Below are 18,631 nucleotides of genomic sequence, written 5' to 3'. Positions count from 1 at the left end.
TCAATTGGAGCCCGCGCATTGCTGTTGGTCGTTGTTTTCAGAGTTCGGATGCTCCGCGACCTCAGTTGCATCAGGCTTTGCCGTCCGGTTCTCTCGTGAACATCTTAAGGACTTGAGTCCCTCTTACGCATAGAAAGCAGGCTGAATCGTTGACGCTTTGGTCGTCAGGCATCCCGTCATGGAAGGCTCCCGTCTTTCGCTCGGCGACAGCGCACTTCCAAATGACCCCTTGCGCGCTTATTGGCATATACCAGGCACCGAGAGTTGTGGCTAAATGGCCGCATCAGTGAAGACGTTTAGGAAAGAAGGGTTTATGGAAGCCAAAGGCAACGCGGTGGACAGCGTACCGATCTACATCAGGGTGCAGAAGGACCTGCTCAAGCTCATTCAAGACGGAGCGGTTGAGCGGGGAGGCCGCTTCCCCTCGGAACGGGAGCTTTCGGTCCGGTTTGGCGCCAGCCGCATGACGATGCGCAAAGCCGTCGACCATCTCGTCGAAGCGGGAGTTCTCGAACGACGAGGGACCAGCGGCACGTATGTTCCTGACCGATTGTTCGACAGGCCGCTGAGCGACCACGTCTTTTACAGCCTCTCTGAGGTTGTGGAGAAGGCGGGGCACACTCCGGGATCCAAACTGCTTTTCTTCGAACGTAAGGAAGCAGATGAGTTTATCGCCTCCAAGCTTGGGCTGTCGCCAGGCGATCCGGTCATCTCCATCGAGCGTTTGCGAACGGTCGACGGGGTACCCGTGTGCCTCGAGCTTAGCCATTTCCCGGCACTCCTTGTGCCCGGATTGTCGGCGAGCGACGTTATTGAGAACAAGTCTCTCTACAAGCTTTTCCGAGATAACTATCAGCTGGAATTGCACAACGATGTCAGGGTCATCAGCATCCACTATGCAACGAAGGGCGAGGCGGAACACCTCGACCTACGACCTGGCTCTCCCGTACTGCATTTCGAGGGGTTGTCGCTCACGGGTGACGGCCAGCCGTTCGAGCATCTGCGCTCTTTGAATCATCCGGATCGCGTGAGCCTCACGATCAATCCACCGACAAAGAAACAAGATGCCAGGCAGAGCAATCCGGTGGGCTGGATCCTACACGACTAACATTTGATTGATTGCTTGATCACCCATCTGGTTGAACCGCATCCCGCGGTAGTCTTCCGAGCGCGGAGCGCTCCTAGCTGAGAGCGCCGCGCGCTGAGACCGCTAGATCGGTCACCGGATTATCGCCCATAACGAGTCTGTCGTAGAGGTTCACGACAGGACACGAGTGGTTAGGCAGGATGAGAAGTCTTGTGCCAACGGGCAGGTCTGTATCCCCCCTAGGCACGAAGCCGTGTTCCTCAGAGAGACGGCTGACCGTCAAGCGGGTTTCGGCATCCCCTCCGTCGGCGAGCAGAACACGCCCGTAACCAGCGAGCCCGCCACTCGAATGCGGACCCAGGTCACTAGTAAGCGCCTTCGATCCGGCGTCGATTATGTAGTGCTGCGAGTTTCGACTGACCACGGTTGCAACCACGCAAAGCGCGATTTCATCCTCCGTCGCGACCCCGAGGCGCTGAGCGGTGAGGTCGAACAGGGCGTAGTTGCCCGGTCGAATCTCGTCGATGCCTGAGAAGTCTTCCGTTGCGAGTACGGTTGGCGTGGAACCAACGGTGAGACGCAAAGGGAGGTCAAGCGAGGCAAGCCTCTCTCGGGTTTCAAGCATCACCAGCCGCTCTTGGCGAGCGATCTGGGCGAGCATCGACGGGCTGCTGGCGCCGTACCCGTGCCCAGCATGAGATATCAGCCCCGTTAGCCGAAGCTTTGGGTTGCGGGCGACAGCTTCCCCGAGACTGGTGAGTGCAGACGACATCGGAAGAACACCGATGCGGCCGAGACCCACATCAATCTTGATGTGGACGTCAAATATCCTGCCGGCCGGCCGGGCGGCCTCGGCCAAGGCTTCCGCTCCTGCCTCGCTATCTAGGATGAATGTAGTAGCGGTTGCGTGCTCGGCCGCCACCGCAAGCATTTCGCGCAGGCGCCCCGCCTCGATAATCGGAAACGCAAGCAACAGCGATGGCGTCCCAGCGCGAATGAATGGGAGAGCCTCCGATGGTTTGGACGCAGTTACCCCGATAGCTCCCAGGGCTAGCTGTAGCCGCGCGATTTCAACCGACTTGTGCGACTTGATATGTGGACGCAGTGCTACCCCATGCCTATCAGCGATCATCTGCATTCGGTCGAGATTCCGGCGCAGCCGGTCCATGTCAAGGAAGGCAAAGGGCGTTGGCCTGTGCGGTGGCTTTCGTTGATCAATCGGCATAGTGCGCTCCTTTAGATCTCTTGAACTCCTTTGATCGCGTGCGCTGTACGAATCAATTTCCGGCCGGAGAAGTGAGATTTTGCGAGACCGGCAAAATCACCGTTGACACACCATTGTCGCGATCGTACTCTGGTATATACCAAGTTTGAGGAAATCCCTAGGGCAAGGTTAGAGATTGAGCTTTGAATTTGAGGCGGGCTCTAGTCGCCACAACGCCTGAATTTCTTACGTTACAACACCCTGACTTCAGACCGCGGCGCTGGGCTGCGGAGGGCCTCGGCGGACCACCGCTTGGTGTATACCAATGATATTGCAAAAACAAAAATGGGAGTAGGACAATGAAACTGACAAGTCTTGAGATTTCTCGCCGACAAATGCTGATCGGTGCCGGCGCTATTGCGACTCTGCCACTCACAGGGCTGCCGACTTTCGCGCAGGCAGCACCAAAGATCAAAACCGTCGAACCTGGAACAATCCTGCTTGGTACAAGCGGCGATATGCCTCTGGTGGCCGAACGCGACGGCAAGCTTGTGGGAATCGACGCCGAGTTAATCACTCTCATTGCAGATCGCATCGGTTTGAAACCCAAGATTGCTCTGATGGACTTCCCAGCGATCCTCGCGGGAGTTCCGGCCGGCAGCCTTGATTGGACCGGAGGCAACTTTTCGTGGAGGCCGAAGCGTGCCGAAATTATGGCGTTGACCGACGCCGTTTATTATACGGCCGGTTTTGCCATCATGAAGGTAGACAAGCCGTTTACTGACAAGATTACAGTTGGTGATCTGGCCGGTCACAGCATCGGCACGGGGACCGGCTATTCATTCATTCCCGACATGAAAAGTGTCCCCGGCACCACTGAGCTGAAGCTCTACGATAGCGTGGATTCGTGCGTTCGGGATATCTCCGCCGGGCGACTTGATTTCGGCGTCTTGGATGCCCCTGTCATCGATTGGATCGCCAAGCAGGATCCAAGTCTCGGTATCAAGCAGGTCCCATTTGTCTACGACGCGAAATATCCTATCATTACCGGCAAAACCCCCATGATCTGGGGCGTTTCCCCAAGTGAGCCGGACTTGTTTGATGCGCTCAACCAAGGCATCCAGTGGCTGAGAAAGACGGGGCAGATTGGTCCGATCATGGCCAAATACGGCATCACCGATCCTGGCTATCTGACCCCTCCGACGACGCCGAATCCGCGTCTTGGCGTCGATCGGGATGAGGTCGGAAACGTCATCGGGCCGTTCGCCCACACCACCAGGGACTTCTCTGAGTACTTCAAATAATGCAGACCTCACCCGCCACGGCGCCGCTCGATTCGAGCGGCGCCATAGTCCAGATCAAAAAACTGGAGAAGTCTTTCGGGGCCCTATCGGTCTTGAAGGGTATCGATCTTGATGTCTCTCCAGGAGAAAAGGTCGCACTGATCGGGCCAAGCGGCTCCGGCAAAACGACCTTACTGCGCTGTATCAACTATCTGGAGAGACCCACGGCCGGGCATGTCGTTGTTGCCGGCGAGCTGATGGGGGAACGACAGATCAACGGCCGATATCGCCCGATGACCGACCGGGAGCTTTCAGCTGCCCGGTCGAATATCGGAATGGTATTTCAGCGTTTCAACCTCTTTCCACATCTGACCGTCATAGAGAATGTAATGGCGGGACCGTTGAGGGTCCAAAAGTGCAGCCGTGCAATCGCGGAAGAGCGTGCCCTTAATCTCTTAGACAAGGTAGGGCTGCGAGACAAACGCAATTCCTATCCAAGCATGTTGTCTGGTGGCCAGCAGCAACGGGTTGCAATCGCGCGTGCTTTGGCCATGACCCCGAAACTCATGCTATTCGATGAGGCGACGTCGGCACTCGACCCGGACCTCGTTGGTGAGGTTCTCCGGGTCATTCGGGATCTCGCGTCAGAGGGGATGACCATGATTATGGTCACCCACGAGATGGAGTTCGCAAAGCACATTGCCGACCGGGTTGTGTTCATGGCGGATGGGAATATCGTTGAACAAGGACCGCCCAGTCAGCTCTTCGACAATCCCTCCGATGCAAGGACACGGTCGTTTCTGCGTACGATAAACGAACGGGTAGCGGGCTGAGTAATGGAGCTTCTAGTTAGTCGGCTTCCTTATTACCTAGAGATGCTTGGTATCGGAACTGCCGCCACGGTGATCATCGCCATCGGCGCGTTTGTGTTTGCGGTAATACTCGGCCTTGCATTGACCATGGTACGCCAATCGCGCGGGCTGGTGGCCCCGATGCTTGTCACGGGTTACGTGGAGGTTTTTCGCAATACACCGACGCTCGCCCAGCTTCTGATTATTTACTTCAGCCTTGTACAAATGGGCATCTTCGTGCCTTCCCTCGTCGCCGGGATTGTTGGTTTGGGGTTCGGCGGGGCGGCGGCGCTTTCCGAGGTATTTCGGGCAAGCCTGCTTGCAATCGATAAGGGTCAGTCCGAGGCCGCCCAATCCTTGGGAATGCGGCGTGTGGCGCGACTGCGCTATATCATCGTTCCACAAGGGGCGAGAATTGCGCTGCCTTCCGTTAGCAACTACGCCATCGGTCTGCTCAAGGATACATCCTTAGCCTCCGCCGTGGCTGTTCCGGAGTTGGCCCTCCGGGCACGGATTCTTGTGGCGGACACCTACGACTCGACGACGATCTACCTCCTTGTCGCGTTCATCTATCTCACATTGAGCGTGTCGTTGTCCCTGTTGTTTTCCTCCCTAGAACGTCGCGCTAAATGGGGTCTGACCTGATGGGACGAAACATTGAGGTCCTTGTTGAAATAACCCCTCAAATCCTCGAGGCGGCGGTCTCCACCCTAAGGCTTGCGGTCCTCGCCTTCATCTTTGCCCAGGTCTTGGGTCTTGCTCTTTCTCAAGCCAAGTCCAGCCGCCAACCGATGCTGCGGAGGGCAGCCATCGCCTATATTGAATTTTTCCGCGGCACGCCGCTGCTCGTGCAAATATTTCTGGTGTATTTTGCACTGCCGCAAGTTGGGATACTGCTCAATACATTTTGGGCGGCTGCGATCGCGCTTTCGATGAATGGGGCCGCATATATAGCGGAAATCTATAGATCCGGGTTTCTCGCAGTGGATGTTGGACAGAGAGAGGCGGCGCAATCCATTGGAATGCGCAAGGCGCAAACATTGTACTATATCATACTGCCACAGGTCGTACGCGTCATCCTGCCGCCAACGGTGAATGCCGCAATATCGATGTTGAAGGACACATCTGTAGCTGCGCTCATATCGAATCCCGATTTGATGCTTAGGGCGCGTGACTTGAGCAGTGAATATTTCCGACCTGTCCTGATATACGCCTATGTTGCGGTAGTGTATTTTGTACTGGCCTATCCGCTTTCCAAGCTCGCAAGCCGTTTGGAACGGCACCTCAACAGGGCGCACGCGTGAGTAGTTGCCCCCGCGCTGGCGCCTGCGGGTGCGTTCAACGCGTTCTGAATCAACAGTTGTTTGGAGTAAGGTTCTAGCTAGCGCGTTGGTCGATCTAAATGGCCCGAGCATCCGCTATGGCAACTGGAACGACGTAGTCGCGTCCTCACGACCGCGGCGTAACCACCTTCCATCGCCCTTCCGAGATCACCGCGACGGCGTCCTCAACCACCTTGATGGCCGTTACGTCGTCGGAACGGAACGGTTTCTGTGGGACCTGCCGACGCGATGGTGGCGCCGGTGCACAAGGGAACTGCCCCCGAGCTCTCAGCCTCAAATTCTGCCCGCCATAAATTGCTGCAGGCCGCGAGCGCGATGAACTGAAGCTTGTCACACCTTGTCACACCGGATCATGCTCACTCTGTGGTTGGCGTCTGCCTCGTTTGAGAACTGAGATGTGGCGCTCGCACAGGCTTGGGCGCTTCGACTGTTGGCCTTTCCGCACTTAGTGGCGCTGTACCATCCCCGCTCGATGTGGCTCAAAGCAGCGCCCCCTTCGCTGGCCATCAACCTGCTTGCGTCGCCGCGTCCAGCCTCGAATTAGGTTGCAATTGGTATATACCAAGTGTAGGTATTGCAGCGAAGCGGTACAGTTGGTTTCGAGCCTTTCGGGTTTCGGAAGAGCTAGAGTCTGCGACGCATGCTTCGTGGCGATTGGGCCACAAGGTTAGACGCGGTTCCACGTGCCAATTTCCTGGCACCTCTCAAAGGGAGAAGTAGATGGCACGTACTTTACCACCGCTTTGCGGATCAGTTTCGGGACGTCTCGGTCCGTTGCCGCTTGGCGTCAGGATGCACGAAGCTGGCTACAAGGCGCTCGGTCTCGATTTCAGCTACGTTTCGGTCGAAAGCGAGGACTTGAAAGAGACAGTTGCCTCGTTTGTGCACCTGGGCTTCAGGGGCTTTGGGGTATCGATGCCCTACAAGCGCGACATCATCGACTATCTGGGTGACGTATCTGATGACGTTATTTCGATCGGTGCATGTAATACCGTTGTCAACGATGGCAGCCGGCTTGCTGGATTTAATACAGATTGGCGCGGCGCCATGGACGCGTTGCGTGAGCGTGGCATTGATCAACCCGGCCGCGCGATCGTCCTGGGTGCAGGTGGCGCAGCCCGAGCGTTGATATTCGGACTGCGCAAGGAAGGATGGCAGGTCGAGGTCACCGCACGCAATCACATGTCGGCGTCCACTCTCACTTCACACTTCGATCTCGCACCCCCGCGTGATTGGAACGCGCCGTCATTTCCGACTTTTGATTTGGTTGTGAATACGACACCGGTTGCAACATTGCCCTCTGATTTTCCCGCCTTGGAGCGCTTCCCGGACTCAAGGGCCCTGTTCGATGTTGTGTTTAATCCCGTGCGGACCGCCTTGTGCGCAGAGGCTGAGGGGCGAGGTCTCATCACAATTCCAGGATGGCTGATGCTGCTACACCAGGCACTACATCAGTTCACGCTATATACGGGGGCAGAGGCACCTTTAGCCGCGATGCGCGACGCACTTCTCGAAGCCCTCCCATAGATCCGGGGTTCATACTTGCCGCGCAGCATTCTGGAGTCAGCAGCCGGAGGGCTTGCGCACAGCACGTCTGGAATGAACTCTCGAAAGTAAAATAGTATTCCAACTGGCAGCGAAGGGCCTGCCGCCACTGGGACCATAACTTGGTCTTTGAGGAACGCCTTCGCGATAATCGAATCTCGCTGGCAGGCATCAGGAAATCCCAGAATGGTCGAAGTCATAAAGCCGGACGTCGTAATTATTGGCTCAGGGGTCGGTGGCGGCAGCGTTGCGCATCAACTCGCGGGATCTGGTGCAAAGATACTGATCCTGGAGCGCGGCGATTTCATGCCGAATGAGCCAGAAAATTCGGACGTGGAAGCGGTTTACACCCGGAAACGGTACCGAACACGCGAGGAGTATCAAGACGAAGGCGGCACCCGTTATCGTCCCGGCCAGTACTACTATGTCGGCGGCCACACTAAGTTTTTTGGCACCGCTATGTTCCGTTTTCGTGAGCGCGACTTTGAAGAGGTTGCTCATGAAGGCGGAAGTTCACCGGCTTGGCCCATTTCGTATCAGGACCTTGAACCATGGTACGACTCAGCTGAGCGGCTATTCGGTGTGCGCGGCCAAGCAGGAGTCGATCCTACCGAGCCGCCACGGTCTGCCGGCTATGCGTATCCCCCTGTCCCGCATGAACCCATCATCGCCGAAATGGCGTCGAAAATGGCTAGTCAAGGCTTGCGTCCCTTTCCAATGCCGGCGGCGATCGATTTTGGTCCAGGTGGCAGTTGCCGCCGCTGCGGCACGTGTGATGGGTTCCCCTGTCGTTTCGAAGCAAAGGGAGATGCTGAGTCACGCCTTATCCGGCCTATTCTGAACCACCCTGATGTGACGCTGTGGACAAATGCACAGGTGACCCGCCTTATCTCAGCGCCAGACGGCCATATCTCTGCGGTCGAGATGCTGAGGGAGGGTCAGTTACTCCGGATCGAAGCTAAGACCTTCGTGCTCAGCGCCGGTGCGATCAATTCGGCGCTCGTCCTACTACGTTCTGCCACTGAGACTTATCCAGAAGGAATTGCGAACCGTTCGGGTGTTGTCGGCCGTTATCTAATGAACCACCATCTCACCGGCCTCCTTGGCATCATGCCTTGGCGCGTGAACGAGACGAAATTCCAGAAGACCGTGTCATTTAACGATTTTTATTTTGGTCTACCCGAGGACCCGGCTGCGCGAGGCAATATCCAGATGCTGGGTAAGGTTAAAGGGCCGATGGTCCGTGCTTCATATCCATGGATGCCGCGTCCAATTGCTGACTTGATCGTAAATCACAGCGTTGACTGGCTATGCATGTCCGAGGATCTCCCGCGGGCTGAAAGCCGGGTGCGAGTTCTTTCGGATGACCGTGTTGAGGTCGCCTATCATCCGGGCGATAGGAATGCACATATCCGGTTCGTCCATCACGTGCGAAGCCGCCTTCGGAAAATCTTCCCGCTGGTCTTGAGCCGCCCCTCCGGGATTAAGGGACCGGTGCATCAGTGTGGCACCGCCCGCATGGGAAATGATCCCGCGCACTCGGCGCTCAATGAGCTATGTCGCTCGCATGACCATTCTAACCTCTACGTTGTTGATGCCAGCTTTTTCCCATCCTCGGCCGCTCTGAATCCAGCTCTAACCGTTTGCGCACAGGCGCTCCGGGTTGGTGCACACCTGCGCGATCGATGGCGTGCCGGGACGCTTGGGGCCCAAACCGACGAGGGAGCGACGAAGCCTATTAGCTAGATGAACCACTGGGCGGATTGTTAAGACCGAAGCGCCGGCAATTGGGGTTCTGATTCCTGGGCCGGGTTAAATACTTTCGCCAAGGATGGCCGGAGGATAGGGAGCAAGCAAGGGGCCGGCGTCCCTACAACATCCCATCCGCTGATCCGCCATCGGGGCGATGAGCTCGAGAGCCCCATTCCAGATCCGCTGAACCCACGGCACATGCTCTCACTCTCGGATCGCGTGCGCTTTTTCTGCGATCAACTTACCGGTTCGACTTTAGGATGGCATTGGCGCAGATATAGCCCCAGGTCATGTTGGGGCCGATAGTCGTGCCCGAGCCGACGGCTCGGGTCCCGATGGGGTTGGCCATGGCCAAGCCGGCGGCGTAGAGCCCCGCAATGACCGTGCCGTCGTTGCGCATCACCTGTCCCCGAGCATTGGTCCGTGCCCCGCCCTTGGTCCCGAGGATTGAGCGATTAAAAGGAATGGCGACGAACGGTGCCCTCCGGATTGGCCGCATCAGCCCGCTGAGAGCGGCACGCTCCTTTTCGAGCGGGGTTTCGCCGCGATGGAAATCTTCGTCCACGCCCGTGGCAGCCAAAGCATTGAAGCGCGCGACCGTCTTGCTCAGCTCTCCTCCCGGCAGGCGAATCTTGTCCGCAAGATCGTTCACCAGCACATCGGCCTGGTCATCAAAGCCACCGGTCTCACCGGTTGCTGTGCCGACGCCGCCGTCACCACCCGAGAAAGTTGCGGGTTTTTCGTTTCCCATTGGCCGAATGTCCTCTCGATCGTGTTTGACGGCAGCTTGAGCGCGAACGTTTCGTAACGAGTTCTCTTTGCGGTCCATCACGCTGTTCAGGACGCCGCCAAAGAGGCAGGGCCTTAGACATCTGGTATATGCCAATCGCGGTTGTTTCCAAGACTGGTATACACCACGGTTTTGGAACTGCAACCGACCATCCCGAGTGGCAGTGGCTCATGGATCTTAATTCAAGTTGTGCCGGTGAGTCGGTTCCCAACAACCCCGATCAACACTGGCGCATCGGACTGTGTCGATCCAGATATGAACCGGGGCGGGATGGCCGATCCCATAAATCATCCCATCTGGCGAAAGATGACCCTCATGCGCCGGATGGGTTATCCCGAGGAAGTAGCGGCGTACGATTTCTTCCCTTCTGAGGCTTCAAGCTACATACGAGCGAGGTGTTCGTGGTCACTTGAACGCCGCAGACCGATCTACGTGAAGTCGGTAGACAGGCGAAGCGGCGCCGTACTGTAGGCAATCTGTCATCCCGCAAGGACAGGCGCGACATCGATCGCGGCAATCCGATCCCCTGGACGCTGCACCGGTGTAGTCGTCTGCCCCTTATTTGCGTGACGGCAAAATCATCGTTGACACATCAATGCCGCGATCGTAACTTGGTATATACCAATACCCCATAGGGAAGCAAACAGGGAGTAGGACCATGGAACTTGCAGGTCGGCACTTTGCCGCCCGGACGATTTTGTCTGTCGTGATGTTGGTGGGGTCCGGTTGACGTCGCCGCCATAGGACGTCGCCCAATCGTATTCGATGGACTTCGACCTCTGGAAAAAGAACCTCGCTGAGTCGTCCGAAGCGTTTCACCACATGTTTGCGGCTAATTAGCCGGCACGCCCAGTACCGTCGCAGCTTCCTCCTCCCACCGCTGCGACCCGAAGTGGCCGATGGACTGTCTCCTGGCCGTCGGCCACTTCGCCGACAGGGGAAACGAACTCAGGCGATGTCGGTGGGACGAGATAACTGAATCAAAAGTAGATGACGGCGGTGTGCGATCAAACCACGCGAATGATGCCCCAAGCTCGTCAAACTAAATAAGGATTTCAAATGACGACTGAACAAACTGACGCGCAAATTGCGAATGCGTTGAACGCCGTGGCTGCTCGGGAAAATGTCGCTGATATCTATTTCGTCGCTTGCGGTGCCTCTTATGCGCATATGCTTCAGGCCCAGAATATTGTTGAACGCGAGGCTAATGCCATTGTCGGCAATGCGCTTAACGCCGCCGAGTTCAAGGCGCGAGCCCCCAAACGCCTCGGCAAGAATTCGGTGGTCATAGTCGGTTCGCTTTCCGGCACGACCCCGGAAACGGTCGAGGCGGCAAAAATCGCGCAGCAGTCAGGCGCCCTGACCATTTGTCTAACGCAAGAACGGGGTACCCCTCTCGAGCAAGAATCCGCACTTACCGTCACCTATGTCCATTCACCCTTGATCACGTCTCCCGACCATTTGCCTGCGGTCCTGGGTAGGCTCACATTCGGGATTCTCAAAGTTCGGGAACGCAACACTAAGCTGGCTGACTTTGAGAAGGGTTTGGCGGCACTGCCGGCCCTGGTAGAACAGGCAGTGTCTGATCGGCGTGCTAAAATTGCGGACTTTGCCGAAGCTCATAAGCGCGAAGCCGTAATCTATACAATGGCCTCGGGCGCCAACTTCGGACAGGCCTATTTATTCTCCATTTGCCTGTTGCAAGAAATGTTGTGGGTTCACTCGTCAGCGATCCACGCGGGGGAGTATTTTCACGGGCCGTTCGAGGTGACAGATTTCGACGTGCCTATTATCCAACTCATCGGTCTGGGGCCGTCGAGGGTGATGGACGAGCGGGCGCTGGCTTTCGCCAAAAAATACAGCCAGCGTCTGACCGTTGTGGACGCGAAAGAGCTCGGACTCGCTTCGCTTCCTGAAACAGTGTCGGAATACCTTGCTCCACTGGTCCTTTCGCCGGTTCTCCGTGCGTATGCTGACAAGCTGTCGGAGGCCAAGGGCCATCCGCTGACGGTGCGTCGCTACATGTGGAAGGTGGAATACTAGGAGAAGGGGGCGGGACCTTCCGCGGTCCCGCCCCACACCTTCATTTCGTCGGAAAGCACTAACGATGATATCGATCTCTTCCACTGAACGCGGCCTGGTTGGCATCGGCGACAATGTTGTGGACCACTATGTTGACCAGGGCATCTACTATCCCGGTGGAAACGCGCTCAACGTGGCCGTTCTCGCTCGAAGGTTCGGACTGGCAAATACGGTCTATCTCGGAATTCTGGCAGACGACGAGGAAGGCAGGCACATTCAATCATGTCTGGTGGCGGAAGGCTTCTCCGACAATTACGTCCGCTACGTCCGCGGCGAAACGGGAAAGGCCAAGGTCGCTATCGTGGGAGGCGATCGTGTCTTCGTCGGCTCTAACAATGGTGGCGTACGGAAACGTCTCGCCCTGCGCATGGATGAACCCGATCTATCCCTGATTAGACAGATCGGAAACGTTCACTCGTCGTGCTCCAGCTACTTTGAGCCCGAGTTGCCCCGGATACGCCCGCACGCCGAGAACGTTTCCTTCGATTTCTCGACCGGTCGCGAGAGGGACTACCTAGCCGCGATCTGTCCGCTCGTGACGATGGCCTTCTTTTCGGGCGCGGACATGAATGACCCAGAGACCGAGGCGTTCATCCGAGACGTGCATGCCCTCGGCGCACCGATGGTCTGCGTTACCCAAGGCGCACGTGGCGCTGTCTTCAGCGACGGCAGATCCACTTTCCGCCAAGGGATCGTTCAAGCCAAGGTGGTCGACACTATGGGGGCGGGTGACGCGTTCACTGCAGGCTTCCTTTCCGCCACAATCCAGGGAGCTGCCATTGAGGCATCTCTCCTGCATGGAGCGAAGTCAGCGGCCGCTGCTTGCGAGTGGGAGGGAGCCTTCGGGTATCCACACCCAGCAAAATAGCGTCCGCGTTGTGCCGTTGCGGCGTTGAGGAACTCCGCCAGAAGATCCGCCGATAGACGGTATCCCCGGTGTGTGCCACGGATCTAACCGCTCTGGTGGCCCCCATCGCAGACGGGGAGGTCTTCCGGTCAGGTTGCGATCTCAGTGGCGGATCGGGCTGGGTCCTAAGCAGAGTTCAACCCGAGGCAAGGGGAGCTAGGCAGGGTCAGCAAGGCCGGAACCACTTTCCGTGGCAGACTGATGGCCGTCGGTGTGCTGTCCGTGATCAAACAAGCCAAACAACTAAGCTACAACTCGACACGCCTGGCAGGTGAAGTTGGTGATGGAGAGCTGATCGGTGAAGATTGCGGCCGCCCAAGCTAACAATATGGGGCGGGCGGCTGCGCCAAAGTGCAGTTTCTTTCACAAACTACCGTTTTGTCATCCCTGCGAGACCGGAGCGGCAACCGTCAGTGTATGCGTGTCGCCCTCCGGCCCTCTAATTTCCGACAGACCCTAGTGGTCTCTCTCATCGGACAAATCACACCGGCCGTCTCGCTCCGCCGGGATGACGCCAGCCCAGGTGGCCCGGTCCCAGATCAGGTGCTCCTCCTCTTACATCGCCAATCGGGCCGAATCACATAACGGGTATGGCCAGGATGAAGGGCGCCTTGCTCAAGGGCGCCCTTCGCATCGGCGGCACGCTTCGATCCGAGGAGTACGGACCTTAGCATTCTGGGAGGAGCCGCCGATGAGCGCTGTTTGCTATTCCGCTTCGCCAACGTTGACTGGATCAGCGAAGCCTGGTGTCGACAACAGCTATGCTGCGGTCACCAGCCTCATGCGCCCGATCCGCTAGAACGAGCGCTGGAAACGAACGACGCCGCCGATGCTGCTCTTCTTGTCGGCGCTGGTCCAGTTGCTGAAATCCGCCGCACCGAACTTGCCTGCGTTGAGGTAGTCGACTTCGGCCGTGATCGTGAAACCGGGTACGATTGAGTAGGCGACATTCGCCGCGATACCGAGATTTTTCCCCTGGTCATAGGAAATCTGGGTATTGAAGGCGGTTTTGTCGTTGAACTTGTAGGTGCCGCCGCCCCAGATCGCCCAATGACCGTACCACTGCTTGTAGAAGCCGCGACCGCCATTGCCGAGATAGTTCGACAGGTTGTTGTCCGTGCCATAGCCGCCCATCACCCAGAGCGACAGTTGGCTGGTAGCAATCACGTCCAAGCGAACCTTGCCGGCAACTTCTTCGTAGTTGCTGTCGTAGGAAACGACACCGGTGATCGCACCCCAGTCCTGCTTATATTTCACGCCGCCCACGACATGCGGGACATAGCTGTCGATCGTGAATGCCTTGGAGCCTTCTTCGAGGGAGACCACGGCCGTGAAGCCGTTGCCGGCTTCGAAGTAGTACTGGATGACGTTGGTGTCGAAGGAACCGAAGGGAACCATGGTGTCGGCGATGACGCTGCCGGCGTAACCGATGAACGTATTGAAAGCCGATTCGTCCTTGCCAACGCGCAACCCGCCGAGCTGAATCCAGGCGAAGTTCAGTGACGCGGGCTTGTTGTAGGCGCCGACACCGCCATTGGAGTCAGGACCGAGACCACTCTTGGCTGTGTTGCCGAAATTGAAGCGGGTCTCGGTGTAGGTCTTCAGAGTGCCGAGTTCGGTCTCCTGGCCGGTCCAGGTCTTCAGGTTGAAGCGGGCGTTCTTGGCCCAAGTATCGTTGACGCCACCGTCCTCGTGGTCGAGCGCTCGGGCGCCGTCGAAGCTGCCAAGGTCGCCGCCACGAATGTCATAGCGGATATAGCCGCCAATGCGCAGGCAGGTTTCAGTGCCAGGGATGTAGAAGTAGCCGGCGCCATAGACGTCGCAGATCTTGACGTATTCGGCCGGTTCGGGCTCGGCGACGACAACCGCGTCAGCGGCGCGCGCGCCGGTGACTGTGGCCAAAGCCGCAGCGGAGCCGAGAAGAAGGCTCTTGATGTTCATTTTGATCTCCACTCAAAAGATTAAAAAAAGGGCCAGGGTATTTCTGCTGAAGACAGCGCCCCTCCCCATTCCCCACGATCGAGAAACCATGCGCATCGCGCTGCTCCCTCGCAGTTTGACGCTACCGGTCGTTGTGATTTATTCAAGACGTATAGCGCGAAATTCGACGCTATCCGTAATAACAGTGGCAGTTATGTCACGAAGTTTGAAGTATATACTGTACTAATAGTACAAACTATACAAATAGAACAATCTGCACAATTGGACATATGCCGCGAGATACACCACTCAATACGAGGGCGCTTGCACGTCTACCCGATCTGGCATCGTGACCAGGCGATTGCCGGTGGATTGATTTGCAGTTGGTTTCGTCAGGTGGCCGTTATGTCGAGGCAAAATCTCGTGCGGCCGAAACGACTTCTTCAGCTAGGTCTTGTCTGAGCATTTCTATGGGAACGCGGCCATCGAGAAGCGGCGAGGGGCGGATCAGCCAAAGCCACGCCAGTCTGGGATTGGCGATCAGGGAGACCACTTGTCGTATCCCGGGTGCAGGCCTGCCGTCGACGAACTGAGCCAGGGGGAACACATGCTTGCGGGCGCCTTTGCGCAACGCGATGACGTCGTTGTGCCGCTGCCACCAATGCAATGTCGATCGCGGGATGCCGTAGTGCTCCTCCAGATACGTTGGCCCTGCAACCTGACCCGCCCAGTTTTCAATGCGCATGCAATCGGGTTGATGATCTTGCGATTTCAGGACAGCGCACTTAGGCCCGTCCTCGCTTTGACAGGTGAGGGGAGTCTCCTCCCTGAGGCTGGCATCGAAACGTCGCGCCGCTTCGACTGCGAGCCTGTGAACAAATCCGGAGGCCAGGGCCGCTAGATCGTCATGAATAGCTTGTTGGCGAGTTGACGAAGGCAAATCGGCAGCGGCGATATTGGTATTCCCAACGCGCGATGAAATTGAAATGTGTGCTTCAACAACCTCGTCATACTGAGCCAGAACGCGCTGGACTTCTTTTGAAATCAAGCTTGAAAGCTCGTCCTGGCGAGCTTCATTTCCAACCTCCAATGACTTGTTCATATGTGCCCCTCCGCAGCGTCCTAAGCCGCAAAAACCTCACACCCAGTTGTCGGCTCGGCGCCTGCGGCAGACATCGGCGGCTGCGCGACAGTCGTCATTTCGTCCTCTCCGGTGCACTGCAACTGCTTCACGCGTCACATGATCGATATCGCTCATACAGCTACCTGACTGCGATGTGGAGTGAGTCATAAAAAGCGCAGTCTAAAAAAGCAATCCCTATAAGAGCCTGTAAAAATGTCATAAAAGCGTCACAAGCTATTCACTTGACAAAGATGCATTTCGCTCGTTATGAGCGATATACGTCATAAGGGAATGAGGGGGAAGCCTTTGTTCAACACCGCCGAAGACCGCCAGGCAAAACTTGTCGAGCTGTTGCGCGAGGAGCTTTTCCTCGACATCCGCTCGCTTACCGAGCGCTTCCAAGTCTCGGTCGCAACCGTCCGGCGAGACCTTGGCGAGCTCGAAGAGGCCGGGCTCCTGCGCAGGACGCATGGTGGTGCTGTCAGCATCAATCAGGTGGCGCAGGACTCAACGCATGCGGTTCGCGCCGTGTCCCACCAGGCAGAAAAGGCGGCAATTGGGGCGGCGGCCGCCGCAATGGTCGCGGACGGAGACGCTGTTCTCCTGGATGCCGGTACGACGTCGCTGGAGGTTGCAAAGCTGCTCGTGGGGCGCACAGGCCTCACGCTTATATCGAATGGCGCCGACATCATCGCCGAACTGATACGCGGCGAGGCGCAGAGCGTCTACGCGGTCGGAGGCGAATATACCGACACGAACCGATCCTTCCGGGGTCCTCTGGCAGAGCATTTCATCCGCCAGTTCAATGCGGACAAGCTCATTCTCAACGCCGCTTCGATCGACCTCGATCGCGGATTGATCTGCACGGGATCACCACAGAACGCGAGTGTCGAGCAGGCAATGATCGAGGTCTCGCGCCGCGTAATCGTGGTGGCGGACTACTCGAAGTTCACGAAGTCGAGCTTCTCGGTCGTCGCGAAAATCGAGGACGTGGGTGTCATCGTCACCGACGCTGGTGCCCGAAGCATCATCGATACGGTGCCCGAGAAGCTGCGGAAGAAGTTCGTCATCGCGAACTAGGGCTCGATGCCCCGCTAACCCATCAACAGCATTAGACAGAGCACGGAGGAACCAATGCTCAGAACTGATCGCAGGAAGTTTTTAATTGGCGCCAGTGCCATGGCGCTGGCATCGGCATCGGGCATCGATCTCGCGCTTGGGCAGGAGCGGCGTGAACTTCGGCTGGGTGTCAACGGGCTGCCCAACTCGCTGGAACCGGTCAACGCAATCAGCAACACCGGTGTTCGCATCGTCAACCAGATCTTCGACACCCTTATCGCACGAGATTGGTTCCGGGATGGTGCGGCCGGCAACGGCACAGAATTGGTGCCTGCTCTTGCTGTGAGTTGGGAGCGCATCGATGACAAGTCGGTTCGCTTCAAGCTGCGCCAAGGCGTCTTGTTCCATAACGGCGTGGAGATGACTGCGGACGATGTCGCCTATACGTTTTCATCGCAACGGTTGTGGGGCGACGAGGCGATCAAGACGATCCCCAACGGCCGCAATTTCGCGCCCAACTTCGATGAGCCAATCGTAGAAGACAAATACACGGTCGTCCTGCGAACGACGAAGCCGTCCTATCTGATCGAAAAGTTCGCGGCCTCATGGGTCGGCCGTATCGTACCGAAGGATTACTACAAGGGGCTTGGAGCTGTCGCGTTCGGCAATAGCCCCGTCGGCACCGGACCATATAAATTCGTCGAGTTCATCGCCGGCGATCGCGTAGTGCTGGAAGCAAACGACGCTTACTGGGGTGAAAAGCCGACCGCGTCGAAAGTCACGTACCAAGTCGTTGCAGAACCGGCTACTCGCGTCGCAGGGCTGATCAGCGGCGAATACGATGTCGTCACGACGTTGACGCCCGACGACATGGCGCTCATCAACGGCTACCCCGATCTGGAAACACGTGGAGTTGTGATTGAGAACTTCCACATGTTCACCTTCAACATGAACCAGCCAGTCTTCAAGGCGAAGACTCTGCGGCGTGCATTGGCCCTCGCCGTCAACCGGCCTGTAATGGTCGAGTCGCTGTGGAAGAACCTGGCGCGGATCCCCAACGGCTTCAACTTTCCGCACTATGGCGCGACCTATGATCCCAATCGTCGTCCCATGGAATACAACGTCGAAGAGGCCAAGCGCCTTGTGAAGGAAAGTGGCTACGACGGTACGCCCATTTCCTACCGCACGATGGGAAACTACTACGCCAACGCCGTGCCGGCGCTAATAATGATGATCGAAGCGTGGAAGGCGATTGGCGTCAATGTCGTGCCGGAGATCTACGCTCCCGGAACGACAGCGAAGGATGAGAATGTCTGGATCAGGAACTGGTCTAACGGCTTGTCCTTGACGGATGCCCTGAACACCATCGTCTCCGAGTTCGGGCCAAACGGTGGCGTTCAAAAGCGGTGGGGCTGGGCGGCGCCGGCAGAATTCAACGAACTGGCAGTGAAAGTATCGGAATTGCCGGATGGTCAGGAGCGCTTCGACGCCTTCAACCGCATGCGCGATATCTTCGAGGAAGAGGCCCCTGCCGTCATTCTCTATCAGCCGTTCGATGTGTATGGCGCGCGCAAAGACGTGCACTGGCGGCCGGTGACCTTCGAAATGATGGAATTTCGGAACAATCTCAGTTTCGCCTGAGACGATCGCCCAAGTTGGTGGCGCGCCCTTCGGTGCGCGCCGCC

The 18,631-nt window shown here is 57.3% G+C and carries 15 protein-coding genes; 11 read left to right on the top strand and 4 right to left on the bottom strand.

Annotated features, from left to right (window positions below; all coding sequences use genetic code 11):
* The first annotated feature begins 313 nt into the window (after positions 1 to 313).
* Positions 314 to 1,108: a GntR family transcriptional regulator gene (locus tag ACSQ3L_RS28485; protein ID WP_436162933.1), complete on the top strand. Its 795-nt coding sequence runs from the start codon at positions 314 to 316 to the stop codon at positions 1,106 to 1,108.
* A gap of 73 nt (positions 1,109 to 1,181) precedes the next feature.
* Here ACSQ3L_RS28485 and ACSQ3L_RS28480 read toward each other — a convergent pair whose 3' ends face one another.
* Positions 1,182 to 2,312, bottom strand: coding sequence for an alanine racemase (locus ACSQ3L_RS28480; RefSeq protein WP_436162932.1), 1,131 nt, complete (start codon positions 2,310 to 2,312; stop codon positions 1,182 to 1,184).
* Between the two features lie 338 nt (positions 2,313 to 2,650).
* On the opposite strand from ACSQ3L_RS28480, the gene ACSQ3L_RS28475 reads away from it, so the two are divergent.
* From ACSQ3L_RS28475 to ACSQ3L_RS28450, 6 genes are all read left to right on the top strand, one after another.
* Complete coding sequence (locus ACSQ3L_RS28475) at positions 2,651 to 3,595, top strand: substrate-binding periplasmic protein (RefSeq protein ID WP_436162931.1); 945 nt, start codon at positions 2,651 to 2,653, stop codon at positions 3,593 to 3,595.
* Positions 3,595 to 4,407: an amino acid ABC transporter ATP-binding protein gene (locus ACSQ3L_RS28470; RefSeq protein WP_436162930.1), complete on the top strand. Its 813-nt coding sequence runs from the start codon at positions 3,595 to 3,597 to the stop codon at positions 4,405 to 4,407. Before ACSQ3L_RS28475 ends, ACSQ3L_RS28470 begins: the two co-directional genes overlap by 1 nt.
* A gap of 3 nt (positions 4,408 to 4,410) precedes the next feature.
* Positions 4,411 to 5,070, top strand: a complete 660-nt coding sequence (locus ACSQ3L_RS28465) for an amino acid ABC transporter permease (RefSeq protein WP_436162929.1) — start codon at positions 4,411 to 4,413, stop codon at positions 5,068 to 5,070.
* Positions 5,070 to 5,729: an amino acid ABC transporter permease gene (locus ACSQ3L_RS28460; protein WP_436162928.1), complete on the top strand. Its 660-nt coding sequence runs from the start codon at positions 5,070 to 5,072 to the stop codon at positions 5,727 to 5,729. The genes ACSQ3L_RS28465 and ACSQ3L_RS28460 overlap by 1 nt, the downstream gene beginning before the upstream one ends.
* A gap of 759 nt (positions 5,730 to 6,488) precedes the next feature.
* Entirely contained in the window at positions 6,489 to 7,295 is an 807-nt protein-coding gene (locus ACSQ3L_RS28455) for a shikimate dehydrogenase family protein (RefSeq protein ID WP_436162927.1), read from the top strand.
* A gap of 204 nt (positions 7,296 to 7,499) precedes the next feature.
* Positions 7,500 to 9,059, top strand: a complete 1,560-nt coding sequence (locus tag ACSQ3L_RS28450) for a GMC oxidoreductase (RefSeq protein WP_436162926.1) — start codon at positions 7,500 to 7,502, stop codon at positions 9,057 to 9,059.
* 247 nt (positions 9,060 to 9,306) lie between these two features.
* Here ACSQ3L_RS28450 and ACSQ3L_RS28445 read toward each other — a convergent pair whose 3' ends face one another.
* Entirely contained in the window at positions 9,307 to 9,816 is a 510-nt protein-coding gene (locus ACSQ3L_RS28445; protein ID WP_436162925.1) for an FAD-binding protein, read from the bottom strand.
* 1,098 nt (positions 9,817 to 10,914) lie between these two features.
* Here ACSQ3L_RS28445 and ACSQ3L_RS28440 point away from each other — a divergent pair.
* Complete coding sequence (locus ACSQ3L_RS28440) at positions 10,915 to 11,898, top strand: SIS domain-containing protein (protein ID WP_436162924.1); 984 nt, start codon at positions 10,915 to 10,917, stop codon at positions 11,896 to 11,898.
* 64 nt (positions 11,899 to 11,962) lie between these two features.
* A complete protein-coding gene (locus tag ACSQ3L_RS28435; RefSeq protein ID WP_436162923.1) occupies positions 11,963 to 12,805 on the top strand; it encodes a PfkB family carbohydrate kinase in 843 nt (280 codons plus the stop codon).
* An 834-nt stretch (positions 12,806 to 13,639) separates the two neighbouring features.
* Here ACSQ3L_RS28435 and ACSQ3L_RS28430 read toward each other — a convergent pair.
* Positions 13,640 to 14,785 (bottom strand): porin, encoded by a 1,146-nt coding sequence (locus ACSQ3L_RS28430; protein WP_436162922.1) that lies wholly within the window; start codon positions 14,783 to 14,785, stop codon positions 13,640 to 13,642.
* Positions 14,786 to 15,167: 382 nt separating this feature from the next.
* Positions 15,168 to 15,866 carry an antitoxin Xre/MbcA/ParS-like domain-containing protein gene (locus tag ACSQ3L_RS28425; protein ID WP_436162921.1) on the bottom strand — a complete coding sequence of 233 codons (699 nt, stop codon included), beginning with the start codon at positions 15,864 to 15,866 and terminating at the stop codon, positions 15,168 to 15,170.
* A 327-nt stretch (positions 15,867 to 16,193) separates the two neighbouring features.
* On the opposite strand from ACSQ3L_RS28425, the gene ACSQ3L_RS28420 reads away from it, so the two are divergent.
* Together ACSQ3L_RS28420 and ACSQ3L_RS28415 are read left to right on the top strand one after the other, a co-directional pair.
* Positions 16,194 to 16,967: a DeoR/GlpR family DNA-binding transcription regulator gene (locus ACSQ3L_RS28420; RefSeq protein WP_436162920.1), complete on the top strand. Its 774-nt coding sequence runs from the start codon at positions 16,194 to 16,196 to the stop codon at positions 16,965 to 16,967.
* Positions 16,968 to 17,021: 54 nt separating this feature from the next.
* Entirely contained in the window at positions 17,022 to 18,587 is a 1,566-nt protein-coding gene (locus ACSQ3L_RS28415; RefSeq protein WP_436162919.1) for an ABC transporter substrate-binding protein, read from the top strand.
* The last annotated feature ends 44 nt before the right edge of the window (positions 18,588 to 18,631 follow it).

Source organism: Mesorhizobium sp. LjRoot246 (assembly GCF_964254115.1).
GTDB lineage: Bacteria > Pseudomonadota > Alphaproteobacteria > Rhizobiales > Rhizobiaceae > Mesorhizobium.
This window is presented reverse-complemented; position numbering and strand designations above follow the sequence as displayed.